General features: G+C 70.3%; 18 protein-coding genes and 1 pseudogene. 9 read left to right on the top strand and 10 right to left on the bottom strand.

Annotation, left to right across the window (positions count from 1 at the left end; all coding sequences use genetic code 11):
• Positions 1–7: 7 nt before the first annotated feature.
• The 3 genes from gltX to ACIPYQ_RS36420 all read right to left on the bottom strand — a co-directional run bounded on the left by gltX (position 8) and on the right by ACIPYQ_RS36420 (position 2567).
• Positions 8–1483 (bottom strand): glutamate--tRNA ligase, encoded by a 1476-nt coding sequence (gene gltX / locus ACIPYQ_RS36430; RefSeq protein WP_361768361.1) that lies wholly within the window; start codon positions 1481–1483, stop codon positions 8–10.
• Positions 1476–2282, bottom strand: a complete 807-nt coding sequence (locus ACIPYQ_RS36425) for a fumarylacetoacetate hydrolase family protein (protein WP_361768359.1) — start codon at positions 2280–2282, stop codon at positions 1476–1478. The genes gltX and ACIPYQ_RS36425 overlap by 8 nt, the downstream gene beginning before the upstream one ends.
• Before the next feature lie 96 nt (positions 2283–2378).
• Positions 2379–2567 (bottom strand): hypothetical protein, encoded by a 189-nt coding sequence (locus tag ACIPYQ_RS36420; RefSeq protein WP_361768357.1) that lies wholly within the window; start codon positions 2565–2567, stop codon positions 2379–2381.
• 579 nt (positions 2568–3146) lie between these two features.
• On the opposite strand from ACIPYQ_RS36420, the gene ACIPYQ_RS36415 reads away from it, so the two are divergent.
• From ACIPYQ_RS36415 to ACIPYQ_RS36380, 8 genes are all read left to right on the top strand, one after another.
• Entirely contained in the window at positions 3147–6776 is a 3630-nt protein-coding gene (locus ACIPYQ_RS36415; RefSeq protein WP_401258505.1) for a nitrate- and nitrite sensing domain-containing protein, read from the top strand.
• Between the two features lie 9 nt (positions 6777–6785).
• Complete coding sequence (locus ACIPYQ_RS36410; RefSeq protein WP_030708442.1) at positions 6786–7199, top strand: roadblock/LC7 domain-containing protein; 414 nt, start codon at positions 6786–6788, stop codon at positions 7197–7199.
• 152 nt (positions 7200–7351) lie between these two features.
• Positions 7352–7744 (top strand): DUF742 domain-containing protein, encoded by a 393-nt coding sequence (locus ACIPYQ_RS36405; RefSeq protein ID WP_030037344.1) that lies wholly within the window; start codon positions 7352–7354, stop codon positions 7742–7744.
• On the top strand, positions 7725–8309 hold the full coding sequence (locus ACIPYQ_RS36400) for an ATP/GTP-binding protein (protein WP_266605322.1): 585 nt from the start codon (positions 7725–7727) through the stop codon (positions 8307–8309). Before ACIPYQ_RS36405 ends, ACIPYQ_RS36400 begins: the two co-directional genes overlap by 20 nt.
• Before the next feature lie 333 nt (positions 8310–8642).
• Positions 8643–11825 (top strand): nitrate- and nitrite sensing domain-containing protein, encoded by a 3183-nt coding sequence (locus ACIPYQ_RS36395; protein WP_401258504.1) that lies wholly within the window; start codon positions 8643–8645, stop codon positions 11823–11825.
• Positions 11826–11835: 10 nt separating this feature from the next.
• Entirely contained in the window at positions 11836–12249 is a 414-nt protein-coding gene (locus ACIPYQ_RS36390) for a roadblock/LC7 domain-containing protein (protein WP_030037347.1), read from the top strand.
• A gap of 93 nt (positions 12250–12342) precedes the next feature.
• Entirely contained in the window at positions 12343–12897 is a 555-nt protein-coding gene (locus ACIPYQ_RS36385; protein WP_319722193.1) for a DUF742 domain-containing protein, read from the top strand.
• Entirely contained in the window at positions 12878–13465 is a 588-nt protein-coding gene (locus ACIPYQ_RS36380; RefSeq protein ID WP_073911148.1) for an ATP/GTP-binding protein, read from the top strand. Before ACIPYQ_RS36385 ends, ACIPYQ_RS36380 begins: the two co-directional genes overlap by 20 nt.
• A gap of 164 nt (positions 13466–13629) precedes the next feature.
• On the opposite strand, the gene ACIPYQ_RS36375 is transcribed toward ACIPYQ_RS36380, so the two are convergent.
• Together ACIPYQ_RS36375 and ACIPYQ_RS36370 are read right to left on the bottom strand one after the other, a co-directional pair.
• On the bottom strand, positions 13630–13830 hold the full coding sequence (locus ACIPYQ_RS36375; RefSeq protein WP_401258501.1) for an acyl-CoA carboxylase subunit epsilon: 201 nt from the start codon (positions 13828–13830) through the stop codon (positions 13630–13632).
• Positions 13831–13853: 23 nt separating this feature from the next.
• The gene (locus ACIPYQ_RS36370) at positions 13854–15437 is read right to left on the bottom strand and encodes an acyl-CoA carboxylase subunit beta (RefSeq protein WP_361768350.1); all 1584 of its coding nucleotides are present in this window, start codon (positions 15435–15437) and stop codon (positions 13854–13856) included.
• Between the two features lie 280 nt (positions 15438–15717).
• Here ACIPYQ_RS36370 and ACIPYQ_RS36365 point away from each other — a divergent pair, with 280 nt between their 5' ends.
• Positions 15718–16338, top strand: a complete 621-nt coding sequence (locus ACIPYQ_RS36365; RefSeq protein WP_361768348.1) for a YceI family protein — start codon at positions 15718–15720, stop codon at positions 16336–16338.
• A gap of 30 nt (positions 16339–16368) precedes the next feature.
• Here ACIPYQ_RS36365 and ACIPYQ_RS36360 read toward each other — a convergent pair whose 3' ends face one another.
• The 5 genes and pseudogenes from ACIPYQ_RS36360 to ACIPYQ_RS36340 all read right to left on the bottom strand — a co-directional run.
• Positions 16369–17715, bottom strand: coding sequence for a hypothetical protein (locus ACIPYQ_RS36360; protein WP_401258500.1), 1347 nt, complete (start codon positions 17713–17715; stop codon positions 16369–16371).
• 59 nt (positions 17716–17774) lie between these two features.
• Positions 17775–19403 (bottom strand): citramalate synthase, encoded by a 1629-nt coding sequence (gene cimA / locus ACIPYQ_RS36355; protein WP_401258498.1) that lies wholly within the window; start codon positions 19401–19403, stop codon positions 17775–17777.
• Between the two features lie 415 nt (positions 19404–19818).
• A complete protein-coding gene (locus tag ACIPYQ_RS36350) occupies positions 19819–20439 on the bottom strand; it encodes a TetR/AcrR family transcriptional regulator (RefSeq protein ID WP_361768342.1) in 621 nt (206 codons plus the stop codon).
• 28 nt (positions 20440–20467) lie between these two features.
• A complete protein-coding gene (locus ACIPYQ_RS36345) occupies positions 20468–21514 on the bottom strand; it encodes an agmatine/peptidylarginine deiminase (RefSeq protein ID WP_401258496.1) in 1047 nt (348 codons plus the stop codon).
• Positions 21515–21533: 19 nt separating this feature from the next.
• A pseudogene (locus ACIPYQ_RS36340) lies at positions 21534–21928 on the bottom strand (urease subunit alpha); the annotation flags it as partial.

Genomic DNA, 21928 nt, shown 5'->3' with positions numbered 1-21928 from the left:
GGGAGGGCTACGCGGCCAGCTTGGCCAGCGTCGCGTCGATGCGGGCCAGGGAGCGGTCCTTACCCAGGATCTCCAGGGACTCGAACAGCGGCAGGCCGACCGTGCGGCCGGTGACGGCCACGCGGACCGGGGCCTGGGCCTTGCCGAGCTTGAGGCCGTGGGCCTCGCCGGCCGTCAGGACGGCCTGCTTGAGGGACTCGGGGTCCGACCAGTCGGCGTTCGCCAGGTTCTCTCGGGCCGTCGTCAGGAGGGCCGCCGGCTCGCCCTTCATCGCCTTGTCCCACGAGGCCTGGTCCTCGACCGGCTCCTTCAGGAAGAGGAAGTCGACGTTGGCCGTGATGTCCGACAGGACGGTGACGCGGGTCTGGGCGTACGGGGCGATGCGCTCCCAGGCCTCGGCGTCGAAGTCCTCGGGCGCCCAGTTGGCGTGCGGGGCCTGCAGCCACGGGGCGCAGGCGTCCGCGAAGGCCTTCGGGTCAAGCAGGCGGATGTGGTCGCCGTTGATCGACTCGGCCTTCTTCAGGTCGAAGCGCGCCGGGTTGGCGTTCACGCCGTCGATGTCGAACTTCTGGACCATCTCCTCGATCGAGAAGACGTCCTGGTCCTTGGAGAAGGACCAGCCGAGGAGCGAGAGGTAGTTCAGCAGGCCCTCGGGGAGGAAGCCGCGCTCGCGGTACAGGTTGAGCGAGGCCTCGGGGTCGCGCTTGGAGAGCTTCTTGTTGCCCTCGCCCATCACGTACGGCAGGTGGCCGAACGCGGGGGTGGACTTGGCGACGCCCAGCTCGATCAGCGCCTTGTAGAGGGCGATCTGGCGGGGGGTCGAGGAGAGGAGGTCCTCGCCGCGCAGGACGTGCGTGATCTCCATCAGCGCGTCGTCGACCGGGTTGACCAGCGTGTAGAGCGGGGCGCCGTTGGCCCGGACGATGCCGAAGTCCGGCACGTTCTCCGGGGTGAAGGTCAGCTCGCCACGGACCAGGTCGGTGAAGGTGATCGGCTCGTCGGGCATCCGGAAGCGGACGATCGCCGGGCGGTGCTCGCCCTGGTACGCCTCGACCTGCACGGTGGTGAGCTCGCGGCAGTGGCCGTCGTAGCCGGAGGGCTTGCCGGCCGCGCGGGCGGCCGCGCGGCGCGCGTCGAGCTCCTCGGTGGTGCAGTAGCAGTGGTACGCGTACCCGCCGTCGAGCAGCTTCTGCGCGACGTCCTTGTAGATGTCCATGCGCTCGGACTGGCGGTACGGGGCGTGCGGGCCGCCGACCTCGGGGCCCTCGTCCCAGGTGAAGCCGAGCCAGCGCAGCGAGGCGAGCAGCTGGTCGTAGGACTCCTCGGAGTCGCGGGCCGCGTCGGTGTCCTCGATGCGGAAGACGAACGTGCCGCCGTGGTGGCGGGCGAACGCCCAGTTGAACAGGGCGGTGCGGACCAGGCCCACGTGGGGGTTGCCGGTCGGGGAGGGACAGAAACGTACGCGGACAGGTCCGTTAACCACGCTTGATCACCTTGTTGGTGAGAGTGCCGATGCCTTCGATGGTGACGGCGACCTCGTCGCCGACGTTCAGGGGGCCGACTCCAGCCGGGGTCCCCGTGAGGATGACGTCGCCCGGGAGCAGCGTCATGGCCTCGGTGATGTGGACGACGAGGTCTTCGATGGAGCGGACCATGTCGCTGGTGCGGCCGAGCTGGCGCTGTTCGCCGTTGACGGTGCACTGGATGGTCAGGTCGCCCGGGTCCAGGTCGGTCTCGATCCAGGGGCCGAGGGGGCAAGCGCTGTCGAAGCCCTTGGCCCGGGCCCACTGCTTCTCCCGCTGCTGGACGTCGCGCGCGGTGACGTCGTTGGCGCAGGTGTAGCCGAGGATCACGTCCTTGACGCGCTCCCTCGGGACCTCGCGGCACATGCGTCCGATGACCACGGCGAGCTCCGCCTCGTGGTGGACGTCCTGGGAGAAGGAGGGGTACGTGATGGGGTCGCCCGGGCCGACCACCGAGGTGGAGGGCTTGAAGAAGGTGATCGGGGCGTCCGGACGGCCTTGATCGTCAAAGATGGCGTTGCCGAGCTCCGCCGCGTGCTCCGCGTAGTTGCGGCCGATGGCCACGACCTTGTTCGGGAGCACGGGCGGCAGCAGCCGGACCTTGCTCAGCGGGACCTTCGTGCCCGAGAGCTCGAAGTCCGCGAACGGGATGCCCTTGATGATGTCGAGCACGAGCGTCGCTTCGTCGCCGGGGGCGGTGCTGCCCTCGACCGCGCCGAACGCGACATTGCCGTCGATCGAGAACCTGGCGATGCGCACGTGTTGCGTCTGCCCCTCTGTATGTCCGCTGGCTGGAGTCTGCGGACCCAGGCTAACGCGGCGAGCAGGGGGGCTTCGCGTTCCGCAGCCGTGCGGCTACTGCGCGGCGACGGCGACCGGTGCGTCCATCAGGACCGTGCGGCGCGGGTTGGCGGTCTGCGTCGGCAGCTCGACGGAGTGTTCCGGGGTGGCCGGGGCCGCCTGCAGCTCGTCGGCGTCCTTGAGGTGCGCGAGGGTGGTGCGGCGGGGGTTGGCTATGTTGCGGAACATCATCGTCGTCTTCATGTGAGTTCGGGGTCCTCGGTTCGATCTGTGAGTCGTCGGCTGTCGATGCACCAACCTTGGCGCCAACCCTTTAAGTGGCAAGGCTAAACATCTGAATCCCCCGCCGAACCAGGAAGTAATGGCCATGGCTGTGTGAGTTTGCTCACCTGTGACCAGACATTCACGGCAATTCAGACAGCCAACTTCACCCGACGAAACGGACATTGCGCCACTGAATGCGCCATTCCGCTCCTGATCATCGCGACTGGGACACCTTGCCAGCCATGTTGTTTGCATGACGTAAGTCCGGTTTCTACCGAATGTGGTCACACATCGCGTAGCACATCCGTCACAAGCCGTAACCAACTCTCCGGGCCGACCCGCGCACCTTGTTGGAGATCCTCCACTGTGCTGGAATTCGCGGGACCGCCGCGGGAATCAGACGGCGCGCAGGTGGCGCGACTCAGCGCCGAGCGCGGCGGCAAGGAGAGGGAGACGCGCCGGTCACCGACGACCACCATGGGGCCGCACGTGCCCCACGACTCGACACCGTCCCACCGGTCGCCCGGCGGGACGCCTGGTCCAGAGGTTGCGACGCTAGTGCAGGGACGATTCAAGAGGGATGGCAGCGCTGCGGCGGAGCAGGAGCCGCGCGGCGGGACCGACCGTGGCTCCTCGCCCCAGCACGCCCAGAACCGCGGGCCGGCTGTCGAGGGCGCAAGCCCCGACTCCTCCGCCGCGGTGAAGGCGAAGGGCCGTGGGAAGACCGCCAAGGCAGGCAAGGCCAAAGCCGGGCCGGCCGAGCAGGACGTGGCGATACCGAAGGCCCCCAGTGGGCCCGGCTCTCGTCTCGCCATGCAGAACTGGCGCATCAGCACGCGACTGGTGTCGCTGCTGACCCTGCCGGTCGTCGCCGCCACCACGCTCGGTGGCTTCCGCATCAACGACTCGCTCAACGACATCGCGCAGCTGGAGCACATGCAGCTGCTCACGACGATGACCCGGCAGGCCACCAACCTGGCCGCCATGCTCCAGGAGGAGCGCGACCTCTCCGCGGGTCCGCTCTCACTCTCCAAGGGCAAGACGACCAGCAGCGTCGACGTCGTCCGCAAGCAGACCGACACCGCCGCCACGGCCTTCGCCGCCGCGACCGACAAGGTCGACAGCACCGGCGCGAAGGACGACACCCTCAAGTCGATCCGCAACAACGTGCTGCAGATCGGCCGCCAGATCGCGAACATCCAGACCGTCCGCGACAAGGCGTACGTCAACGGCGCCCAGCAGACCGTCAGCGAGTACAACGCGATGATCGTCTCGCTGCTCTCGCTCTCCCAGGACATGGCGCAGGCCACCTCCAACCCGGAGATGATCAAGCGTACGCGCGCCCTGGCGGCCTTCTCCGCCGCCAAGGAGTACGCCTCCATCCAGCGCGCGATCATCGCCGCCTCGCTCCCGGACACCAACGAGCGCCAGGGCAAGCTGGAGGAGAACGACCGGCTCTACGCCCTCTCCGCCCAGAAGGGCGAGACGCAGGCAAAGACCACCTTCGAGCTCGTCTACCAGGGCCGGACCGAGGAACTCCTCGCGGGTCTGGGCGACAGCAACTCGGAGATCTCCACCGCCGACCACTACGCGCGCCGCGTGCTGACCAGCCAGGACGCCTTCCTCCGCGAGAAGAACCGCTCGTGGCTGGACTGGTACGACGCCGACGGCACCAAGCTCGCGGCCATGAAGGTCATCGAGCTGACCCTGCTCGAGGAGATGGAGCAGAAGGCCCGTGAGCTGAAGAACGAGGCCCAGCAGGACGCCATCGTCAACGGTGCCCTGATCCTCATCGTCCTCGGTGTCTCCCTCGTCGGCGCCTTCGTCATGGCCCGCTCGATGATCCGCTCGCTGCGCCGCCTGCAGGACACCGCGACGCGCGTCGCCCAGGACCGGCTGCCCGAGCTCGTCAAGCAGCTGTCCGAGTCCGACCCGCAGGACGTGGACACGTCCGTGGAGTCGGTCGGTGTGCACACCCGCGACGAGATCGGCCAGGTGGCCGCGGCGTTCGACGACGTGCACCGCGAGGCCGTCCGCCTCGCCGCCGAGCAGGCCCTCCTGCGAGGCAACGTCAACGCGATGTTCACCAACCTCTCGCGCCGCTCGCAGGGCCTCATCCAGCGTCAGCTGTCGCTCATCTCCGAACTGGAGTCGCGCGAGGCCGACCCGGACCAGCTCTCCTCGCTCTTCAAGCTCGACCACCTCGCGACCCGCATGCGCCGTAACGGCGAAAACCTCCTCGTCCTCGCGGGCGAGGAGCCGGGCCGCCGGTGGACGCGACCCGTCCCGCTCGTCGACGTGCTCCGTGCGGCCGCCTCCGAGGTGGAGCAGTACGAGCGCGTCGAGCTGGCCTCGGTGCCCGGCACCGACGTCGCCGGCCGCGTCGTCAACGACCTCGTGCACGTCCTCGCCGAGCTGCTGGAGAACGCCACCTCGTTCTCCTCCCCGCAGACCAAGGTCAAGGTCACCGGTCACGCGCTGCCCGACGGCCGGGTGCTCGTCGAGATCCACGACACCGGTATCGGCCTCTCCCCCGAGGACCTCGCCGCGATCAACGAGCGGCTCGCGTCGCCGCCGACCGTGGACGTCTCCGTCTCCCGCCGCATGGGTCTGTTCGTGGTCGGCCGCCTGTCCCTGCGACACGGCATCCGCATCCAGCTGCGCCCCTCCGACTCGGGCGGTACGACGGCCCTCGTCATGCTCCCGGTGGACGTCGCCCAGGGCGGCAAGAAGCCGGGTCCGATGCCGGGCCAGGGCGGCCCCGGTGGCGCCCAGGGTGCCCCCGGCGGGCAGGCTTCCGTGCCCGGTGCGGCCGCACGGCCGCCCGTGGGCGCGGGTCCGCAGCGCGGCCAGGTCGGTGCGGGCGGCCAGCGCGCCGCCCTCCCGGGCCGCGACGGCGCCGGTCAGCGTCCGCAGGGCCCCCAGGGCGGGCGGCCTCCGCAGCAGGGCGGTCCCGGTGCTCCCGGTGCCCGTCCGCAGCAGGGTCAGACCACCGCGGGGCAGGGCCAGGGCGCCTTCGGCGCCGGTGGGCCGCTGCCGGCCCGCGGTCCGGTCGCCAACGGCGGCTTCGGCGGCGGCCCGCAGGGCCGTCCGGCGTCGTCTCCCTCGGCCTCCGGTCCCTCCGGATTCCCGCAGGGCAACGGCTTCGAGCGGCCGCAGCAGCCGCAGCAGGCCCAGCAGCCGCAGCCCCAGCAGCAGTCGGGCGCTCAGGCTCCGAACGGTGCCCGCCCGCAGCTGCCGCCGCGCGGCGGTGCCCCGCGTCCCGAGCTTCCCGGCCCGCAGACGACCAGCTGGGGCGCCGACCAGGCCCGCGGCCACGACGAGCTCTCGGGTCCCGGTTCGACGGCGGAGTTCGCCCGCCCGGACTTCAACGCCCCGATGCCGCAGGGCGACGGCCTGGCCAGCACGACCGGACAGTTCGAGCGTCCGGACGTGCGGGGCCCCGTGGACCCGTCCACCACCGGACAGTTCGAGCGCCCGGGCTACCAGCCCCAGCGGCCCGGCGGCCCCGGTGTCGGCGGATTCGCCCGTCAGCAGCCCCAGGCCCCGCAGCAGCCGCAGCACACGCAGCCGCAGGCTCCGCAGTCCGGCGGCGCGTACGCACCGCCCGCCCGCCCGGAGACCCCGCGACTGCCGCAGGCTCACCGGCCGGAGGCGCTGCCGCCGGCCCCGAGCTCCGGTGACGGCCGCAGCCCGATATTCGACACGCTGGAGTCGAACTGGTTCCGCGAGGAGGGGCAGCAGCCCCCCGCGCAGGGACCGGGCGTACCCCAGCAGCAGCAGTCCGCTCCTGCGGCCCCGGCGCCTCAGCAGCAGCTGCCGCAGCGCGGCCAGGAGCAGGCGGCCGAGCCCGCCGCGGCGGCGACCGGCAGCATGCCGACCGTCAGCTGGAAGTCCTCGCCGAACGACGAGCTGATGCGCCAGGCCGAGCGCGTGCGCCAGCCCGCCGCCGGCGGGATCACGACCTCGGGGCTGCCCCGCCGGGTCCCGCGGGCGAACCTCGTGGCCGGCACCGCGCAGCAGCAGGCCGAGGCGCAGGCAGGCCCCCAGGTCTCGCGGGCACCGGACGACGTCCGTGGCCGTCTGACCAACCTCCGACGCGGTATCCAGCAGGGCCGTCAGGCCGGCAACAACGGACCGGCGACCGGCAGTTACCACATCGATCCCACTTACCAGCAGGAGCGTTAGTTGAGTTCGATGAGCCAGGCGGCACAGAACCTGAACTGGTTGATCACCAACTTCGTGGACAACACCCCCGGGGTGTCCCACACGGTGGTGGTCTCCGCCGACGGACTCCTTCTGGCGATGTCCGAAGGATTCCCCCGCGACCGCGCCGATCAGCTGGCGGCCGTGGCCTCCGGACTGACCTCCCTGACCGCCGGGGCCTCCCGCATCTTCGAGGGTGGCGCCGTCAACCAGACCGTGGTCGAGATGGACCGGGGATTCCTCTTCCTCATGTCCGTCTCGGACGGATCCTCACTCGCCGTACTGGCGCACCCCGAGTGCGACATCGGCCTCGTGGGCTACGAGATGGCCCTTCTGGTGGATCGCGCGGGCAGTGTCCTCACTCCGGACCTGCGCGCCGAACTGCAGGGAAGCCTGCTCGGCTGACTTCCCAATCTCCCGGCCGGACGGTACTACCGGCCGGGAGATCGGGGCCCCGCCCCGAAATCCAGTACCCCCGCCAGGCCGTCATACCGCTCCCCCCACCGGCCGCCCCGTCAGACGGCACGCTGACCACTGCTGTCCAGCCCGGAGGATCAATGACCCCGCCCCCCGCCTACCCCGATGCGTACGGAGACTCGTACTCGGAAGGCGATCAGCCGCTGGTGCGTCCGTACGCGATGACCGGCGGCCGGACCCGGCCCCGCTACCAGCTCGCCATCGAGGCGCTGGTCAGCACCACCGCCGATCCGATGCACCTGTCCGGCCTGCTCCCGGAGCACCAGCGCATCTGCACCCTGTGCCGCGAGGTCAAGTCGGTCGCCGAGGTCTCCGCACTGCTGTCGATGCCGCTCGGTGTCGCCCGGATCCTCGTCGCCGACCTGGCGGAGGCCGGAATGGTGGCCATCCACCAGCCGGGCAATGGAGAGGCCGGCGGCACGCCGGATGTAACGCTGCTCGAAAGGGTGCTCAGTGGCCTTCGGAACATCTAGCGGAGCGGCTCCTGCCCGCTCCACCACCTCCGCCAAGATCGTGGTGGCGGGCGGCTTCGGCGTGGGCAAGACCACGTTCGTCGGAGCCGTGTCCGAGATCAACCCGCTGCGCACCGAAGCCGTCATGACCAGCGCCTCCGCCGGCATCGACGACCTCACCCACACCGGTGACAAGACGACCACCACGGTCGCCATGGACTTCGGCCGCATCACCCTGGACCAGGACCTGATCCTGTACCTCTTCGGTACCCCGGGCCAGGACCGCTTCTGGTTCATGTGGGACGACCTCGTCCGCGGCGCCATCGGTGCGATCGTGCTCGTCGACACGCGCCGCCTCGCCGACTGCTTCCCCGCGGTCGACTACTTCGAGAACAGCGGCCTGCCTTTCGTCGTGGCCCTCAACGGCTTCGAGGGGCACCAGCCGTATACCCCGGAGGAAGTCCGCGAAGCGCTGCAGATCGGCCCCGGCGCCCCCATCATCACGACGGACGCCCGCCACCGGGCGGACGCGAAGAGCGCGCTCATCACGCTCGTCGAGCACGCCCTCATGGCGCGTCTCAAGTAACACCACGCAGGCAGCCCGGCTCAAGCGGCACCACTCAAGTCCCACGGGTTCTTCACAACGTGAGAGGGCGGGCTGTGTCATAGGACACGGCCCGCCCTCTCGGTTCATAACGTTTCGACAGACAATTGCCGCCAGTTGGCCACGGGGTGCGTTCGGTTGGTGCCGCTACGCGCACAACTCCTTCTATTTTTGCCGTAGGAAGCTCTTTATGTCCGATTTACGTGGGGCATAAGGATCACGGAATGGCTGATTCCAACTGTTTGGAACACGGCCGTTAACCGTGCTGGAATTCAACGAACTAGCTAGTAGCACCGCCGGAAGGTTGTTGGTCGAGTGAGGCGAAGCAATGCAAGCCCCGCGGTTGAACCCGCGCGCGGCAACTTCACCCCGCCGCCGCGAGCGGCCGCGTCGCCCGTCGACGTGCCCGTGGAGCCACCGGCGCGCCCCGGGAGCACCAGCAAGTTCTCGCCCCGCAACTGGCGCGTGCCGACCCGCCTGAACGCCATCCTCCTCGTACCGGCCCTCGTGGGCCTGGTCATGGGCGGCTTCCAGGTGAAGGGCTCGGTCGACCAGTGGAACGAAGCCAAGGACGCCGAGCAGATAGCCCGGGTCGTCCAGGCGGCCTCGGAGTACAGCCAGGCACTGCTCAACGAGCGTGACCTCACGGCCGAGCCCCTCCTGAACGGCCAGACCAACGCCGAGCAGGTCACCAAGGCGTACGCGGTCACCACGGGTGCCAAGGAGAAGTTCGACAAGGCCGTCCAGGACATGCCGAAGAACCAGGGCCTGGAGCGGCGCCTGGACCTCTTCCGCGCGGAAGAGCCCAAGCTCAAGGACGTCCGGGAGAAGGCCTACCAGGCCGCCTTCGAGACCCCCAAGAAGAACCTCCCCTCCGCTGCCGGCCCCATCCCGACCGAAGAGGGCTACGTCGGGGTCCAGCACTACCTCATGCAGTTCGCCAACGAGCTCGGTCTCGGCACCGGCAACGTGACCTCGTACGGCCGCATGGTCTACGCGGTCCAGCTGGCCAAGGCGGCGAACTCGCTGCAGCGCTCCGTCGGCACCCACCTGCTCGTCCGTCCCAGCACGGACGAGAACGTGCGCAAGGCCCAGCTCGTCGCCTTCTCCTCGTACGCCTACCTCGAGGAAATCGCCATCGGCGAGTACGTCGCGGCCGGCACCGAGGACGACGTGAACCGCCTCAAGGAGGTCATGGGCAAGAAGTCGGACGAGGGCAAGGCCAAGCTCGCCGACGCCAAGCACCAGGCCGAGCAGGCCGGTACCCGCTTCGTGCCGCCGCCCGCCCCCAACGGCAACCCGCTCCTCGGCATGACCGAGGCGATCGCCAGCGGCGAGAGCAAGAAGAAGCTCGCCGAGAACGGGACGAACCCCCTGTTCTGGCAGGCCGCCGCCACCGCCAAGTTCGACGGCTACGACGAGATCGAGAAGGAACTCCTCGCCAAGGCCGTCGACGACGCCGTCGCGGTCTCCGACGAGGCCCGCACCGACGCCATCGTCAACGGCGCCATCGTGGTCGTGGCCCTGCTCGCCGCCTTCATCATGGCCGGCCTCATGGCCCGCCAGATGGGCCGCGCGATGCGCCGCCTGCGCAGCTCGGCCTTCGACATCGCCGAGCAGCGCCTGCCGATGCTCGTCGACCAGCTCTCGCGCACCGATCCGGGCAAGGTCGACACCCGTGTCCTCCCGATCCCGATCGACTCCCAGGACGAGATCGGCGAGGTCGCCCGCGCCTTCGACCAGGTCCACCGGGAAGCCGTCCGGCTCGCCGCCGAGCAGGCGCTCCTGCGAGGGAACGTCAACGCGATCTTCACGAACCTCTCCATGCGCAACCAGTCGCTGATCGAGGGCCAGCTGACCCTCATCACCGACCTGGAGAACAACGAGGCCGACCCGGACCAGCTGGAGAACCTCTTCCGCCTGGACCACCTGGCCACCCGTATGCGCCGCAACGGCGAGAACCTCCTCATCCTCGCGGGTGAGGAGCCGGGCCGCCGCTGGGACCAGCCGGTGCCCCTCGTCGACGTGCTGCGCGCCGCCTCCTCCGAGGTGGAGCAGTACGAGCGCATCGAGCTCTCGGGCGTCTCCGAGGCCGAGATCCACGGCCAGGCCGTGACCGACCTCGTGCACCTGCTCGCCGAGCTGCTGGAGAACGCCACCACGTTCTCCTCCCCGCAGACCAAGGTCCGCGTCAACGCGACCCGTCTTCCGGACGGCCGCGTGATGGTCGAGATCCACGACAAGGGCATCGGCCTCACCGCCGAGGACTTCGCGGACATCAACCACAAGCTGGCCAACCCGCCGACCGTGGACGCCGCGATCTCGCAGCGCATGGGTCTGTTCGTGGTCGGCCGGCTGGCGGACCGCCACAGCATCCGCGTCCAGCTGCGCCCCTCGGGCGAGGCGGCCGGCACCACCTCGCTGGTCATGCTCCCCGACGCCATCACCCACGGTGGCGGTGGCGAGGGCATGCCGGACGACGACTTCACGGTCTCCCAGATCATCCCGGAGCAGAAGGCCCAGCAGGCCGCACCGCTGCGCACCGCCGCCGAACTCGGTTTCGACGACTCCCGGTACGACCAGCAGGGCGCCGACGGCCTCCCGGCCGACCCGGTGGGCCGGTCCCTGGGACAGCAGGAGCGCCGGGCCGCGCTGGCCGCCCAGGTGGGTTACCCGCAGGACCAGCAGCAGTACGCCGACCCGTCCGCCCAGGAGTATCCGGAACCCCAGCCGGAGCACGGGTACCAGGAGTACCAGGGCTACGACCAGCAGTCCGGACAGGCCTACGACTCCTCCTACGAGGCTCAGCAGGCACAGCAGGGCTACGAGGCGTACCCGCAGCAGGACTACGGTTATACGGAAGACGGCTACCCGGACCAGCAGCCGGCCACCCAGGGCTACGACAATGGCTACGAAGCCCGGTCGGAGCAGGCCGAGTGGCCCGATCAGAACACGTATCCGGCTGCCTACCAGCAGGATTACGGGACCGAATCGGAATCCCAGGCCGTCCCCGAACGGGCCGCGGAACGCGTAGGCTTCGACCGTCCGGGCGCCGCTGCCGACACCGGTCACGTGATGACCGGAGCGGGCCTGCCGCGCCGCGGCAGCCAGCAGCAGTGGCAGCCGGCACAGCAGGAAGCGGAGTCCACCGGATCCCTCTTCGAACAGCGGTCGCCGCGTCAGCAGCAGCCCGCCGCTCCGGAGCAGGGGAAGGAAGGCGGCACCGACTGGCGCTCGGGTAACGACGAGCGCTGGCAGCAGGCCGCCAAACTCCGTGAGCCGAAGGCGGGCGGGGTCACCCCGTCCGGTCTCCCTCGGCGCGTGCCCAAGGCCAACCTGGTCGAGGGCGCAGCGGAGACGACCCCGCAGGGCGGCCCCCAGGTCTCCCGCGCTCCGGAGGACGTCCGCGGCAGGTTGAGCAACCTGCGGCGCGGTGTCCAGCAGGGACGCAGCGCGGGTTCTGAGCAGTCAAGTAACAGCTATGACCAGGAGCGTTAGTGTGAGCCCGATGAGCCAGGCGGCACAGAACCTGAACTGGTTGATCACCAACTTCGTGGACAACACCCCAGGGGTGTCCCACACCGTGGTGGTCTCCGCCGACGGCCTTCTTCTGGCGATGTCCGACGGGTTTCCGCGCGACCGCGCCGATCAGCTGGCGGCCGTGGCCTCCGGTCTGACCTCGCTGACCGCCGGGGCCTCCCGCATCTTCGAGGGTGGCGCCGTCAACCAGACCGTGGTCGAGATGGACCGGGGATTCCTCTTCCTCATGTCCGTCTCGGACGGATCGTCCCTCGCGGTGCTCGCGCACCCCGAGTGCGACATCGGCCTCGTGGGCTACGAGATGGCCCTTCTGGTGGATCGCGCGGGCAGTGTCCTCACCCCGGACCTGCGCGCCGAACTGCAGGGAAGCCTTCTCAACTAGCAAACAGGCAGTGCGTTTCGCGCCATCGCACCGTAGGGTGCGGTGGCGCGGTTCCACAGGGAGTACTGCGTACTTGGAGTCGGAGGAGGAAACGTGACAACACCCGGAGGACATCCTTATGGCGGCGCGCAGCAGCCGCAGGGTGGGCACGACCAGAACCGCTTCAACTTCCCCTCCGCTCCCAGCCGGCCCGTGCCGGAGCAGAACCCGTACCAGCAGCAGCCGTACGGACAGCCCCAGCAGCCCCAGCACCAGATGCCGCCGCAGCAGCCTCCGCGCGCCGCACGGCAACCGGCGCCGAAGGCCCACAACCCGCTGGTGCGCCCGTACGCGATGACCGGCGGCCGTACTCGGCCGCGCTACCAGCTCGCCATCGAGGCGCTGGTCAGTACCACGGCCGATCCCGCGCGCCTGCAAGGGCAGTTGCCCGAGCACCAGCGCATCTGCCGCCTGTGCCAGGAGATCAAATCCGTCGCGGAGATCTCGGCACTCCTCTCCATTCCTCTTGGTGTCGCCCGCATCCTCGTCGCCGACCTGGCGGAGGCGGGCCTTGTCGCCATTCACCAGCCCGGCGGCGACGAGTCTGCCGGTGGCCAGCCAGACGTGACACTGCTCGAAAGGGTGCTCAGTGGACTTCGCAAGCTCTAACGGCGGAGCGGCTCCTGCTCGCTCCACCACCTCCGCGAAGATCGTGGTGGCGGGCGGCTTCGGCGTGGGCAAGACCACGTTCGTCGGAGCCGTGTCCGAGATCAACCCGCTGCGCACCGAAGCCGTCATGACCAGCGCCTCCGCCGGCATCGACGACCTCACCCACACCGGTGACAAGACGACCACCACGGTCGCCATGGACTTCGGCCGCATCACCCTGGACCAGGACCTGATCCTGTACCTCTTCGGTACCCCGGGCCAGGACCGCTTCTGGTTCATGTGGGACGACCTCGTCCGCGGCGCCATCGGCGCCGTCGTGCTCGTCGACACGCGCCGCCTCGCCGACTGCTTCCCCGCGGTCGACTACTTCGAGAACAGCGGCCTGCCTTTCGTCATCGCCCTCAACGGCTTCGACGGGCACCAGCCCTACACGCCGGAGGAAGTCCGCGAGGCCCTGCAGATCGGCCCGGACGCCCCCATCATCACGACGGACGCCCGCCACCGGGCGGACGCGAAGAGCGCGCTCATCACGCTCGTCGAGCACGCCCTCATGGCGCGCCTGCGGTAGCGGCAGCGGTTCGCAGCATCCGAAAGGCCCCCGTGTCGTACGACGCGGGGGCCTTCGGCGTGTCAGGGCCCGGCCGTACGGGACGGCATCCGCGCCCCTGACCGGGTACGCGGAAGGCCCCGCACCCTGTTCGGGGTGCGGGGCCTTGCGCCGGGCTCGGGGACTCAGCCCTGCCAGCTGTGCGGGGCGCGGAAGCCCGGGGTGCGCTCCAGACGGCGCCAGCCGGCCTGGCGGGGCGTGCGGATCGCGGTCTCCTCGGGGGTGGCGGCGGCGCGGGCGAGCAGGATCGCGGTGATCGCGGCCAGCTCCTCGGGCGCGGCATTGCCCTTCTCGACGCGCAGCAGGGTGTCAGTGGCGGTGGTCATGGGGTGGCAGGTCTCCTTCGCGGTTACTGCGGCGGGTTGCCGTGCTTGCGGGACGGCAGATCGGCGTGCTTGTTGCGGAGCATCGCGAGGGCGCTGACGAGGACCTCGCGGGTCTCGGCGGGGTCGATGACGTCGTCGACGAGGCCGCGCTCGGCCGCGTAGTACGGGTGCATCAGTTCGGCCTTGTACTCCTTGACCATGCGGACGCGCATGGCCTCGGGGTCCTCGGCGTCCGCGATCTGCTTGCGGAAGATGACGTTGGCGGCACCCTCGGCGCCCATCACGGCGATCTCGTTGGTGGGCCAGGCGTAGGTGAGGTCGGCGCCGATGGACTGGGAGTCCATGACGATGTACGCGCCGCCGTAAGCCTTGCGCAGGATCAGCGAGATCCGCGGGACGGTGGCGTTGCAGTACGCGTACAGCAGCTTGGCGCCGTGGCGGATGATGCCGCCGTGCTCCTGGTCGACGCCCGGCAGGAAGCCGGGGACGTCGAGCAGGGTGACGATCGGGATGTTGAAGGCGTCGCACATCTGGACGAAGCGCGCGGCCTTCTCGGAGGCCTCGATGTCCAGGACTCCGGCGAGGTGGCCGGGCTGGTTGGCGACGATGCCGACGACCTGGCCGTTCATCCGGGCCAGGGCGCAGATGATGTTGCGGGCCCAGCGCTCGTGGATCTCCAGGACGTCGCCCTCGTCGACGATCTCCTCGATGACCTTGAGCATGTCGTACGGGCGGTTGCCGTCGGCGGGCACCAGGTCCAGCAGGACCTCGCTGCGGCGGTCCGCGGGGTCGCTCGTCTCGTGGACGGGCGGGTTCTCGCGGTTGTTGGAGGGCAGCATCGAGATGAGGTAGCGGACCTCGGAGATGCAGGTCTCCTCGTCGTCGTACGCGAAGTGCGCGACGCCCGAGGTCTCGGCGTGCACGTCGGCGCCGCCGAGGCCGTTCTGGGTGATCTCCTCGCCGGTCACCGCGCGGACCACGTCCGGGCCGGTGATGAACATCTGCGAGGTGTCGCGGACCATGAAGACGAAGTCCGTCAGGGCCGGGGAGTACGCGGCGCCGCCGGCGCACGGGCCGAGCATGACCGAGATCTGCGGGATGACGCCTGAGGCCTTGGTGTTGCGCTGGAAGATGCCGCCGTAGCCGGCGAGGGCGGAGACGCCCTCCTGGATACGGGCGCCGGCGCCGTCGTTCAGGGAGACCAGCGGGGCACCGGCCGCGATGGCCATGTCCATGATCTTGTGGATCTTCGTGGCGTGGGCCTCGCCCAGGGCGCCGCCGAAGATGCGGAAGTCGTGCGCGTAGACGAAGACCGTGCGGCCCTCGACCGTGCCCCAGCCGGTGATGACACCGTCGGTGAAGGGCTTCTTGGCCTCCAGGCCGAACCCGGTCGCGCGGTGGCGGCGGAGCTGTTCGACCTCCTTGAAGGAACCTTCGTCGAGGAGCAGCGCGATGCGCTCACGGGCGGTCAGCTTGCCCTTGGCGTGCTGGGTCTCGGTCGCGCGGTCACTGGGGCCGCGCCGCGCCTGCTCGCGCAGGGAGTGCAGCTCGGCCACGCGCCCACGGGCGTCCGTCGGCTCGCTCGGGGTCTGGTCCACAACGGTCATGTACCGACCTTACGAAGATCGCCATGAAAAACCTCCGTTCATTCCGCACAGTCTCGGGAGTCTTCCGCTGTGTGGCCCGCACAGTACGACCGGAGGATGTACGGACTCCGCCAGACGGGACCTTCACCAGTTGTAGGACCTTCACAAAATGACCTGACACCCCGCCTAGATGTTGAAATTTAAACGGAATGGGTCTAGCGTCGTTCTCGTTGAAGTCGTTGAAAGTTCAACAGACTCTTCCGACCGAGCAGAACGCCCAGACACTACCGAGGAGCAGGCCATGGGTCTCTTCACCCGCCGTAACCAGACCGCCGACCACCAGAACGGCGCCGCCGTCACCACGCTGGACGTGGACCCGGCGCTCGCCGCCCTCACCGGCGACTACGTCATCGACGCCGCCCACAGCAGCATCGGCTTCACCGTCCGCCACGCCATGGTCACCAACGTCCGCGGCTCCTTCGCGGAGCACGAGGGCGCCCTGCACCTGGACGGCGCCGACCCGGCCCGCTCCACGGCCTCCATCGACGTCAAGATCCCGTCGGTCAGCACCGGCATCGCCGACCGCGACGCCCACCTGCTGGGCAGCGACTTCTTCGACGCCGAGCTCTTCCCGCTGATGACCTTCCGCTCCACGGAGGCGCGCCAGCTCGGCGGGGACGACTACCGCATCACCGGCGAACTGACGATCAAGGACGTCACGCGGCCGCTCTCCATCGACCTGGAGTTCACGGGCTCCGCCAAGGACGTATACGGCAACGAGCGCGTCGGCTTCGAGGGCTCCGCCGAGATCCTGCGCTCCGACTGGGGCCTGACCTGGAACGCCGCACTGGAGGCCGGCGGCGTCATGGTCAGCGACAAGGTGAAGCTGACCTTCGACATCTCGGCCGTCAAGCAGGGCTGACCGGCGGGATCCGGCGCACCCCGGGGGCGGCTAGAAGCCGCCCCCGCCGTCGAAGCCGCCGCCCCCGTCGAAGCCGCCGCCGCCGAAGTCCCCGCCGCCGAAATCGGACGGGTTGAAGTCGGCCCCGGAGACGTCCCCGCCGTCGAAGCCGCCGCCGCCGAGGTCCGCGGCGTAGGCGGGGCTGGACATCATCGAACCGAGCATCGTGCCCACGAGCAGGCCGGGCAGGATGCCGCCGCCGAAGTAGCCGCCGGCCCAGGGACCGTACGCCGGGCCGGCGTCGTAGTACGGCCGCGGACCGTGCTCGGTGTCGACCGTGCGCACCGCCGGGTCCAGGCCGTCGCGCAGCCGCACGGCGTCCGCCGTGCAGACGGGCACGGTACGGGCCGCCCCGCCGGCCGGAGCCCACGAGGCGTCCTCGGTGCTCGGCCCGTGACGCGGGTCGAAGAAGCAGGGCGACCGGCGCTCGGGCACCGGCTTCCGCTGCCGGCGCGCGTCCAGGCACGCCAGGGCGTACCGGCCGTCCTCCAGGGCCTGGGTGACGCCCGTGACCTCTTCGGGGTACCGCACCGAGCCCATGATCTGCTTGGCCTTGTCGTACGAGTCGAGCCCCTGCTCGAAGTCCTTGCGCATGGCGTCGTCGGCGCCGGGCTCGCCGGGGTGGAAGTCGAGCCGGTCGAGCTCCTCGCCGAAGGCCGTGATGTCCTCGTCGACGACCACGCTCAGGCGCTCCAGGGCCGCGCGCCGGGCCTCTTCCTTCTTCTTCCGGTTGCGGCGGACCAGCGCGTACGCGCCTCCGCCGCCGAGGGCGGCCACCGCGCCGAGGGCGATCAGCCCGCCGACGGGGGCGCCGGTGTCAGCGCCCGTGGTGCCCCAGGAGGCCGGGGCGGTGCCCTTGGCCTGGCTCAGGGCCTGGTCGACGAAGTTGTCGAGCTGGGTCGCCGCGTCGGGCGTCCCCACCTTCACCGCGTCGGTGAGGTTGCGTACGGCGTTGGCCGGCATGACCGCCGTGTCGGCTCGGGCGCTGAAGCCGTCGCCGAGCCGGATCGCGTAGAGACCGGTGATGCCGGTCTCGGTCCTGACGGCCCCGAACACCTTGTCGGCGGGGAACTCGTCCGTCGCGGGCAGCACGGCGACGAACACCGGCTTCCCCGCGTCCTTGATCTTCTTCGCGAGCGCGTCGGCCTCGGCCTGCGGCAGCTGCGCCTGCATCCGGGGGTCCACGTAGACGGGCCCGTCCTTGAGGGCCTCCCCCACGGCGGCGACCCCGGTCGCCGCCGACGCCTGCGGGGCGGCCACGAGCGCGGTCCCCGACAGGGCCAGCAGCAGACCGGCCAGCACTGATCCCAAACGTACGGATATAAGCCTGGTCCTCATACGGATGACGCTACCCGAACCGGACCTTTCCTGTGTGAGTAGGACATAAGGACCCGGGACTACTCGGCCGGTTCGACGCCCGCGTGCAGGAGGCCGTACGTGAACGCGTCCTCCAGGGCCTGCCAGGAAGCGGCGATCACGTTCTCGGCGACGCCGACCGTGGACCACTCGCGGACACCGTCCGTCGTGGCGATCAGCACGCGGGTCGTGGACTCCGTGCCGTGCTTGCCCTCCAGGATGCGGACCTTGTAGTCGACCAGCTCGAACTTGGCCAGCTGCGGGTAGAACCGCTCCAGCGCCACCCGCAGCGCCCGGTCCAGCGCGTTGACCGGGCCGTTGCCCTCGGCCGTCGCGACGATCCGCTCGCCCTTCGCCCACAGCTTGACCGTGGCCTCGTTGGCGTGGGTGCCGTCCGGCCGGTCCTCGACGATCGCCCGCCAGGACTCGATGCGGAAGTACTTGCGGGCCCGGCCCTCGGCCTCGGCGCGCAGCAGCAGCTCGAAGGAGGCGTCGGCGGCCTCGTACGTGTAGCCCTGGAGCTCCCGCTCCTTGACCCGCTCCACGACCCGGGAGATCAGCGCGCGGTCCCCGTTCAGCTCGACGCCGAGCTCCTTGCCCTTGAGCTCGATGGAGGCGCGGCCGGCCATGTCGGAGACCAGCATCCGCATGGTGTTGCCGACCCGCTCGGGGTCGATGTGCTGGTAGAGGTCGGGGTCGACCTTGATGGCCGAGGCGTGCAGGCCCGCCTTGTGCGCGAAGGCGGAGACGCCGACGTACGGCTGGTGCGTGGACGGGGTGAGGTTCACGACCTCGGCGATGGCGTGCGAGATGCGGGTCATCTCGGCGAGCGCACCCTCGGGGAGCACCTTGCGCCCGTACTTGATCTCCAGGGCGGCGACGACGGGGAAGAGGTTGGCGTTGCCGACGCGCTCGCCGTAGCCGTTGGCCGTGCACTGGACGTGCGTGGCGCCCGCGTCCACGGCGGCCAGGGTGTTGGCGACGGCGCAGCCGGTGTCGTCCTGGGCGTGGATGCCCAGGCGGGCGCCGGTGTCGGCGAGGACGGTGGCGACGGTGGCCGTCACCTGGGCGGGCAGCATGCCGCCGTTGGTGTCGCAGAGGATGACGACGTCGGCGCCGGCCTCGTGGGCGGTGCGGACGACGGCCTTCGCGTACGCGGCGTTGGCCCGGTAGCCGTCGAAGAAGTGCTCGCAGTCGACGAAGACGCGGCGGCCCTGGGCGACCAGGTGGGAGACGGTGTCGCGGACCATCTCCAGGTTCTCGTCGAGGGTGGTGCGCAGGGCGAGTTCGACGTGGCGGTCGTGGGACTTGGCGACGAGCGTGATCACGGGGGCGCCGGACTCCAGCAGGGCCCGCACCTGCGGGTCCGCGGCTGCCGTGCCGCCAGCCCGCCGGGTCGCGCCGAAGGCGACCAGCTGGGCGTTCTTGAAGCCGATCTCGGCGCGTGCGCGGGCGAAGAACTCGGTGTCACGGGGGTTGGCGCCGGGCCAGCCGCCCTCGATGAAGCCCACTCCGAAGTCGTCCAGGTGCCGGGCGATCGTCAGCTTGTCGGCGACCGTGAGGTTGATGCCCTCGCGCTGCGCACCGTCGCGCAGGGTGGTGTCGAAGACGTGGAAGCTGTCGTCCAGGCCCCCTGAGCGCACAGTTGCCGCCTCTGGTGTCGTCGTCATGCTGATCTGACTCCTGTCGGATGAGTGGTTCCGGATGCCCGCCGAACGGGCAGGCCGCCGTCACTGCCCCCATCATCGCGCGCGGTCCGGTCCCGGCTCGGATGGTCCGGGAAACGAAAAAACCTCTCGCGGGTAGCGAGAGGTCTGCGCGCGGGTCCGAGGCACGGTGGCCGCTTCCGCGAAGTTCTTCCGCGGTTCAGCGGCCACTGGGGACCGGCGCGCTGCTGGCGATAATCATGAGCTGAGCAGGCACGCTGGCAGTGTGGCACACCGCTCGCCGCGGATGGACAGGTATCTCAGCATGCGGGCACCTCGGCCGGCGGGCCCGCTCGGACCTGCCCGTGGCCGGGTGCCGCGCCGTTGCGGGGGCTCCGCCCCCCGAGCCCCCGCGCCTCGAACGCCGGCGAGGCTGAATCTACGGCCGGAGGGACAGGGTGTCCGTCAGGAACTCGCGGACGTGGGCCAGGATCTCCTCCCGGCCGATCGTCGGCAGACCTACCGCCAGCTGGATGCTGAATCCGTCGAGCAGGGCCCTGATGCGGGTCGCCACGCGCTCGGCGTCCACCGGGCGGAACTCCCCGCGGGAGATGCCCTCGGCGAGCAGGGCCACCAGGTCGCGGTGCCAGGCGCCCTCGATGGCCGCCTGCCGCTCGCGTTCCTGGGGGCCGGCGTTCTGGGAGCGGTTCCACACCTCCAGCCACAGCGTCCAGTGCGGGTCGCGGGCCTGCGTGGGCACGTACAGGTCGACGTACGCCTGCAGGCGCTCGGCGACCGGACCGCGGCGGGAGAGCAGGGCCCGCCGCTCGCTGCCGAGCGCCGCCTCGCTCCACTCCAGGGTCTGCAGCAGGAGCTCGTCCTTGCTGCGGAAGTAGTAGAGGAGGTGGCCGCTGCTCATGCCGACCTCGCGGCCCAGACCGGCCATGGTCAGGCCTTCCAGGCCGCGCTCGGCGATCGTGGCCATGGCGGCGACGAGTACGTCCTCGCGCGGGGGCGCGTTCTTGCGCGCCGCCCGTACCGGCACTCCACCCGCCACCATGGCCCACTCCTCGTCCGTTTCCCGAAGGTCAGACCTTCGGCTGCTGCTGGGTGATGCAGTGGATACCGCCACCCCCGGCGAAAATCGTACGTGCGTCAACGAGTGTCACGGTCCGCTCGGGGAACAGTCCGCGGAAGATCTCCGCCGCCTCCTCGTCGCGCGGGTCGTCGAAGGAGCACAGGACCACGCCGCCGTTGCACAGGTAGTGGTTGATGTAGGAGTAGTCCACCCACTCCCCGTCCTCCTCCAGCACGGTCGGAGCGGGGATCTCCACGACCTCCAGCTGCCGGCCCCGCGCGTCGGTGGAGGCGCGCAGGATGGCGGCGATGGTCTTGCAGCGCTCGTGGTCCGGGTGGGCCGGGTCGGGCTGCGTGTGCACCATGACGACGCCGGGGCGGGCGAAGGCGGCCACGATGTCGACGTGGCCCTGGGTGCCGTAGGTGCCGTAGTCGCCGGCCAGGCCGTACGGCAGCCAGATCGCCTTGGTGGTGCCGAGGTGGGCGTGGATCTCGGCCTCGACCTGCTGGCGGGTCCAGCCGGGGTTGCGGCCCTCGCCCAGCTGCACGGTGTCGGTGAGGAGCACGGTGCCCTCGCCGTCGACGTGGATGGCGCCGCCCTCGTTGACGAGCTCGGTGCTGTACGTACGGGTGCCGGCCACGTCCGAGACGTGCCGGGCGATCTTCGAGTCGTGGTCCCAGCGGGCCCACTCCTGGGCGCCCCAGCCGTTGAAGGTCCAGTCGACGGCCGCGATCTCGCCGGCGTCGTTGGTGACGAAGGTCGGGCCGATGTCGCGCATCCAGGCGTCGTCGAGCTCCTGCTCGACCAGCTGTACGCCGTCGCCGACGATCGCGCGGGCGCTGTCGGCGTCGCCGGGCGAGACGACCAGGGTCACGGGCTCGTACGCACGGACCGCGCGGGCGACGGCGCCCCAGGCCTCGCGGGCCTCGGCGAGCTCCTGCTCGTTGGTGAAGGTGGGGTTGGGGCTGGGCCAGGCCATCCAGGTGCGCTCGTGGGGAGTCCACTCGGCGGGCATCCGGAAGCCGTCGTTCACGGGCTTGGCGGGCTGTGCAGTCATGGCAGGGGTCCTCACAGGCTTACAAGAAGTACAGGCGGTTGAGCGAGACCGACTCGGCGGCTTCGGAGCGCAGCGGTTCCCCGTCGAGGGAGACGAGTCCGCTGCGCGCGTCCACATCGACCGCGCCCACCCGGGAGTTGAGGAGCAGGTCCTTGGGGCCGATGCCGCGGGTGCCGCGGACGGCGACCCGGCGCCGGCGGGTCGGCATCTCGTCGGAGCCGAGGGCGGCGGCCGCGGCGGAGACGAAGGCCACGGAGATGTCGGCCGCGGTGGCCCCGTACGAGCCGAACTGCGGGCCGAGCACCAGCGGTTCGCAGGTGTCGGTGGCGGCGTTGGGGTCGCCGGTGACCCCGTACGCGGGGAAGCCCGACTTGAGGACGAGCTGGGGTTTGGCGCCGAAGAACTGCGGGCGCC

Source organism: Streptomyces sp. NPDC090045 (assembly GCF_044747975.1).
Lineage (GTDB): Bacteria > Actinomycetota > Actinomycetes > Streptomycetales > Streptomycetaceae > Streptomyces.
This window is presented reverse-complemented; position numbering and strand designations above follow the sequence as displayed.

Excerpts from the sequence above, each read along its gene's own strand:
- ACIPYQ_RS36420 (WP_361768357.1), bottom strand. The coding sequence starts at position 2,567 with ATGAAGACGACGATGATGTTCCGCAACATAGCCAACCCCCGCCGCACC.
- ACIPYQ_RS36410 (WP_030708442.1), top strand. The coding sequence starts at position 6,786 with ATGAGCCAGGCGGCACAGAACCTGAACTGGTTGATCACCAACTTCGTG.
- ACIPYQ_RS36405 (WP_030037344.1), top strand. The coding sequence starts at position 7,352 with ATGACCCCGCCCCCCGCCTACCCCGATGCGTACGGAGACTCGTACTCG.
- ACIPYQ_RS36390 (WP_030037347.1), top strand. The coding sequence starts at position 11,836 with ATGAGCCAGGCGGCACAGAACCTGAACTGGTTGATCACCAACTTCGTG.
- ACIPYQ_RS36375 (WP_401258501.1), bottom strand. The coding sequence starts at position 13,830 with ATGACCACCGCCACTGACACCCTGCTGCGCGTCGAGAAGGGCAATGCC.
- ACIPYQ_RS36370 (WP_361768350.1), bottom strand. The coding sequence starts at position 15,437 with ATGACCGTTGTGGACCAGACCCCGAGCGAGCCGACGGACGCCCGTGGG.
- ACIPYQ_RS36365 (WP_361768348.1), top strand. The coding sequence starts at position 15,718 with ATGGGTCTCTTCACCCGCCGTAACCAGACCGCCGACCACCAGAACGGC.
- ACIPYQ_RS36360 (WP_401258500.1), bottom strand. The coding sequence starts at position 17,715 with ATGAGGACCAGGCTTATATCCGTACGTTTGGGATCAGTGCTGGCCGGT.
- cimA (WP_401258498.1), bottom strand. The coding sequence starts at position 19,403 with ATGACGACGACACCAGAGGCGGCAACTGTGCGCTCAGGGGGCCTGGAC.
- ACIPYQ_RS36350 (WP_361768342.1), bottom strand. The coding sequence starts at position 20,439 with ATGGTGGCGGGTGGAGTGCCGGTACGGGCGGCGCGCAAGAACGCGCCC.
- ACIPYQ_RS36345 (WP_401258496.1), bottom strand. The coding sequence starts at position 21,514 with ATGACTGCACAGCCCGCCAAGCCCGTGAACGACGGCTTCCGGATGCCC.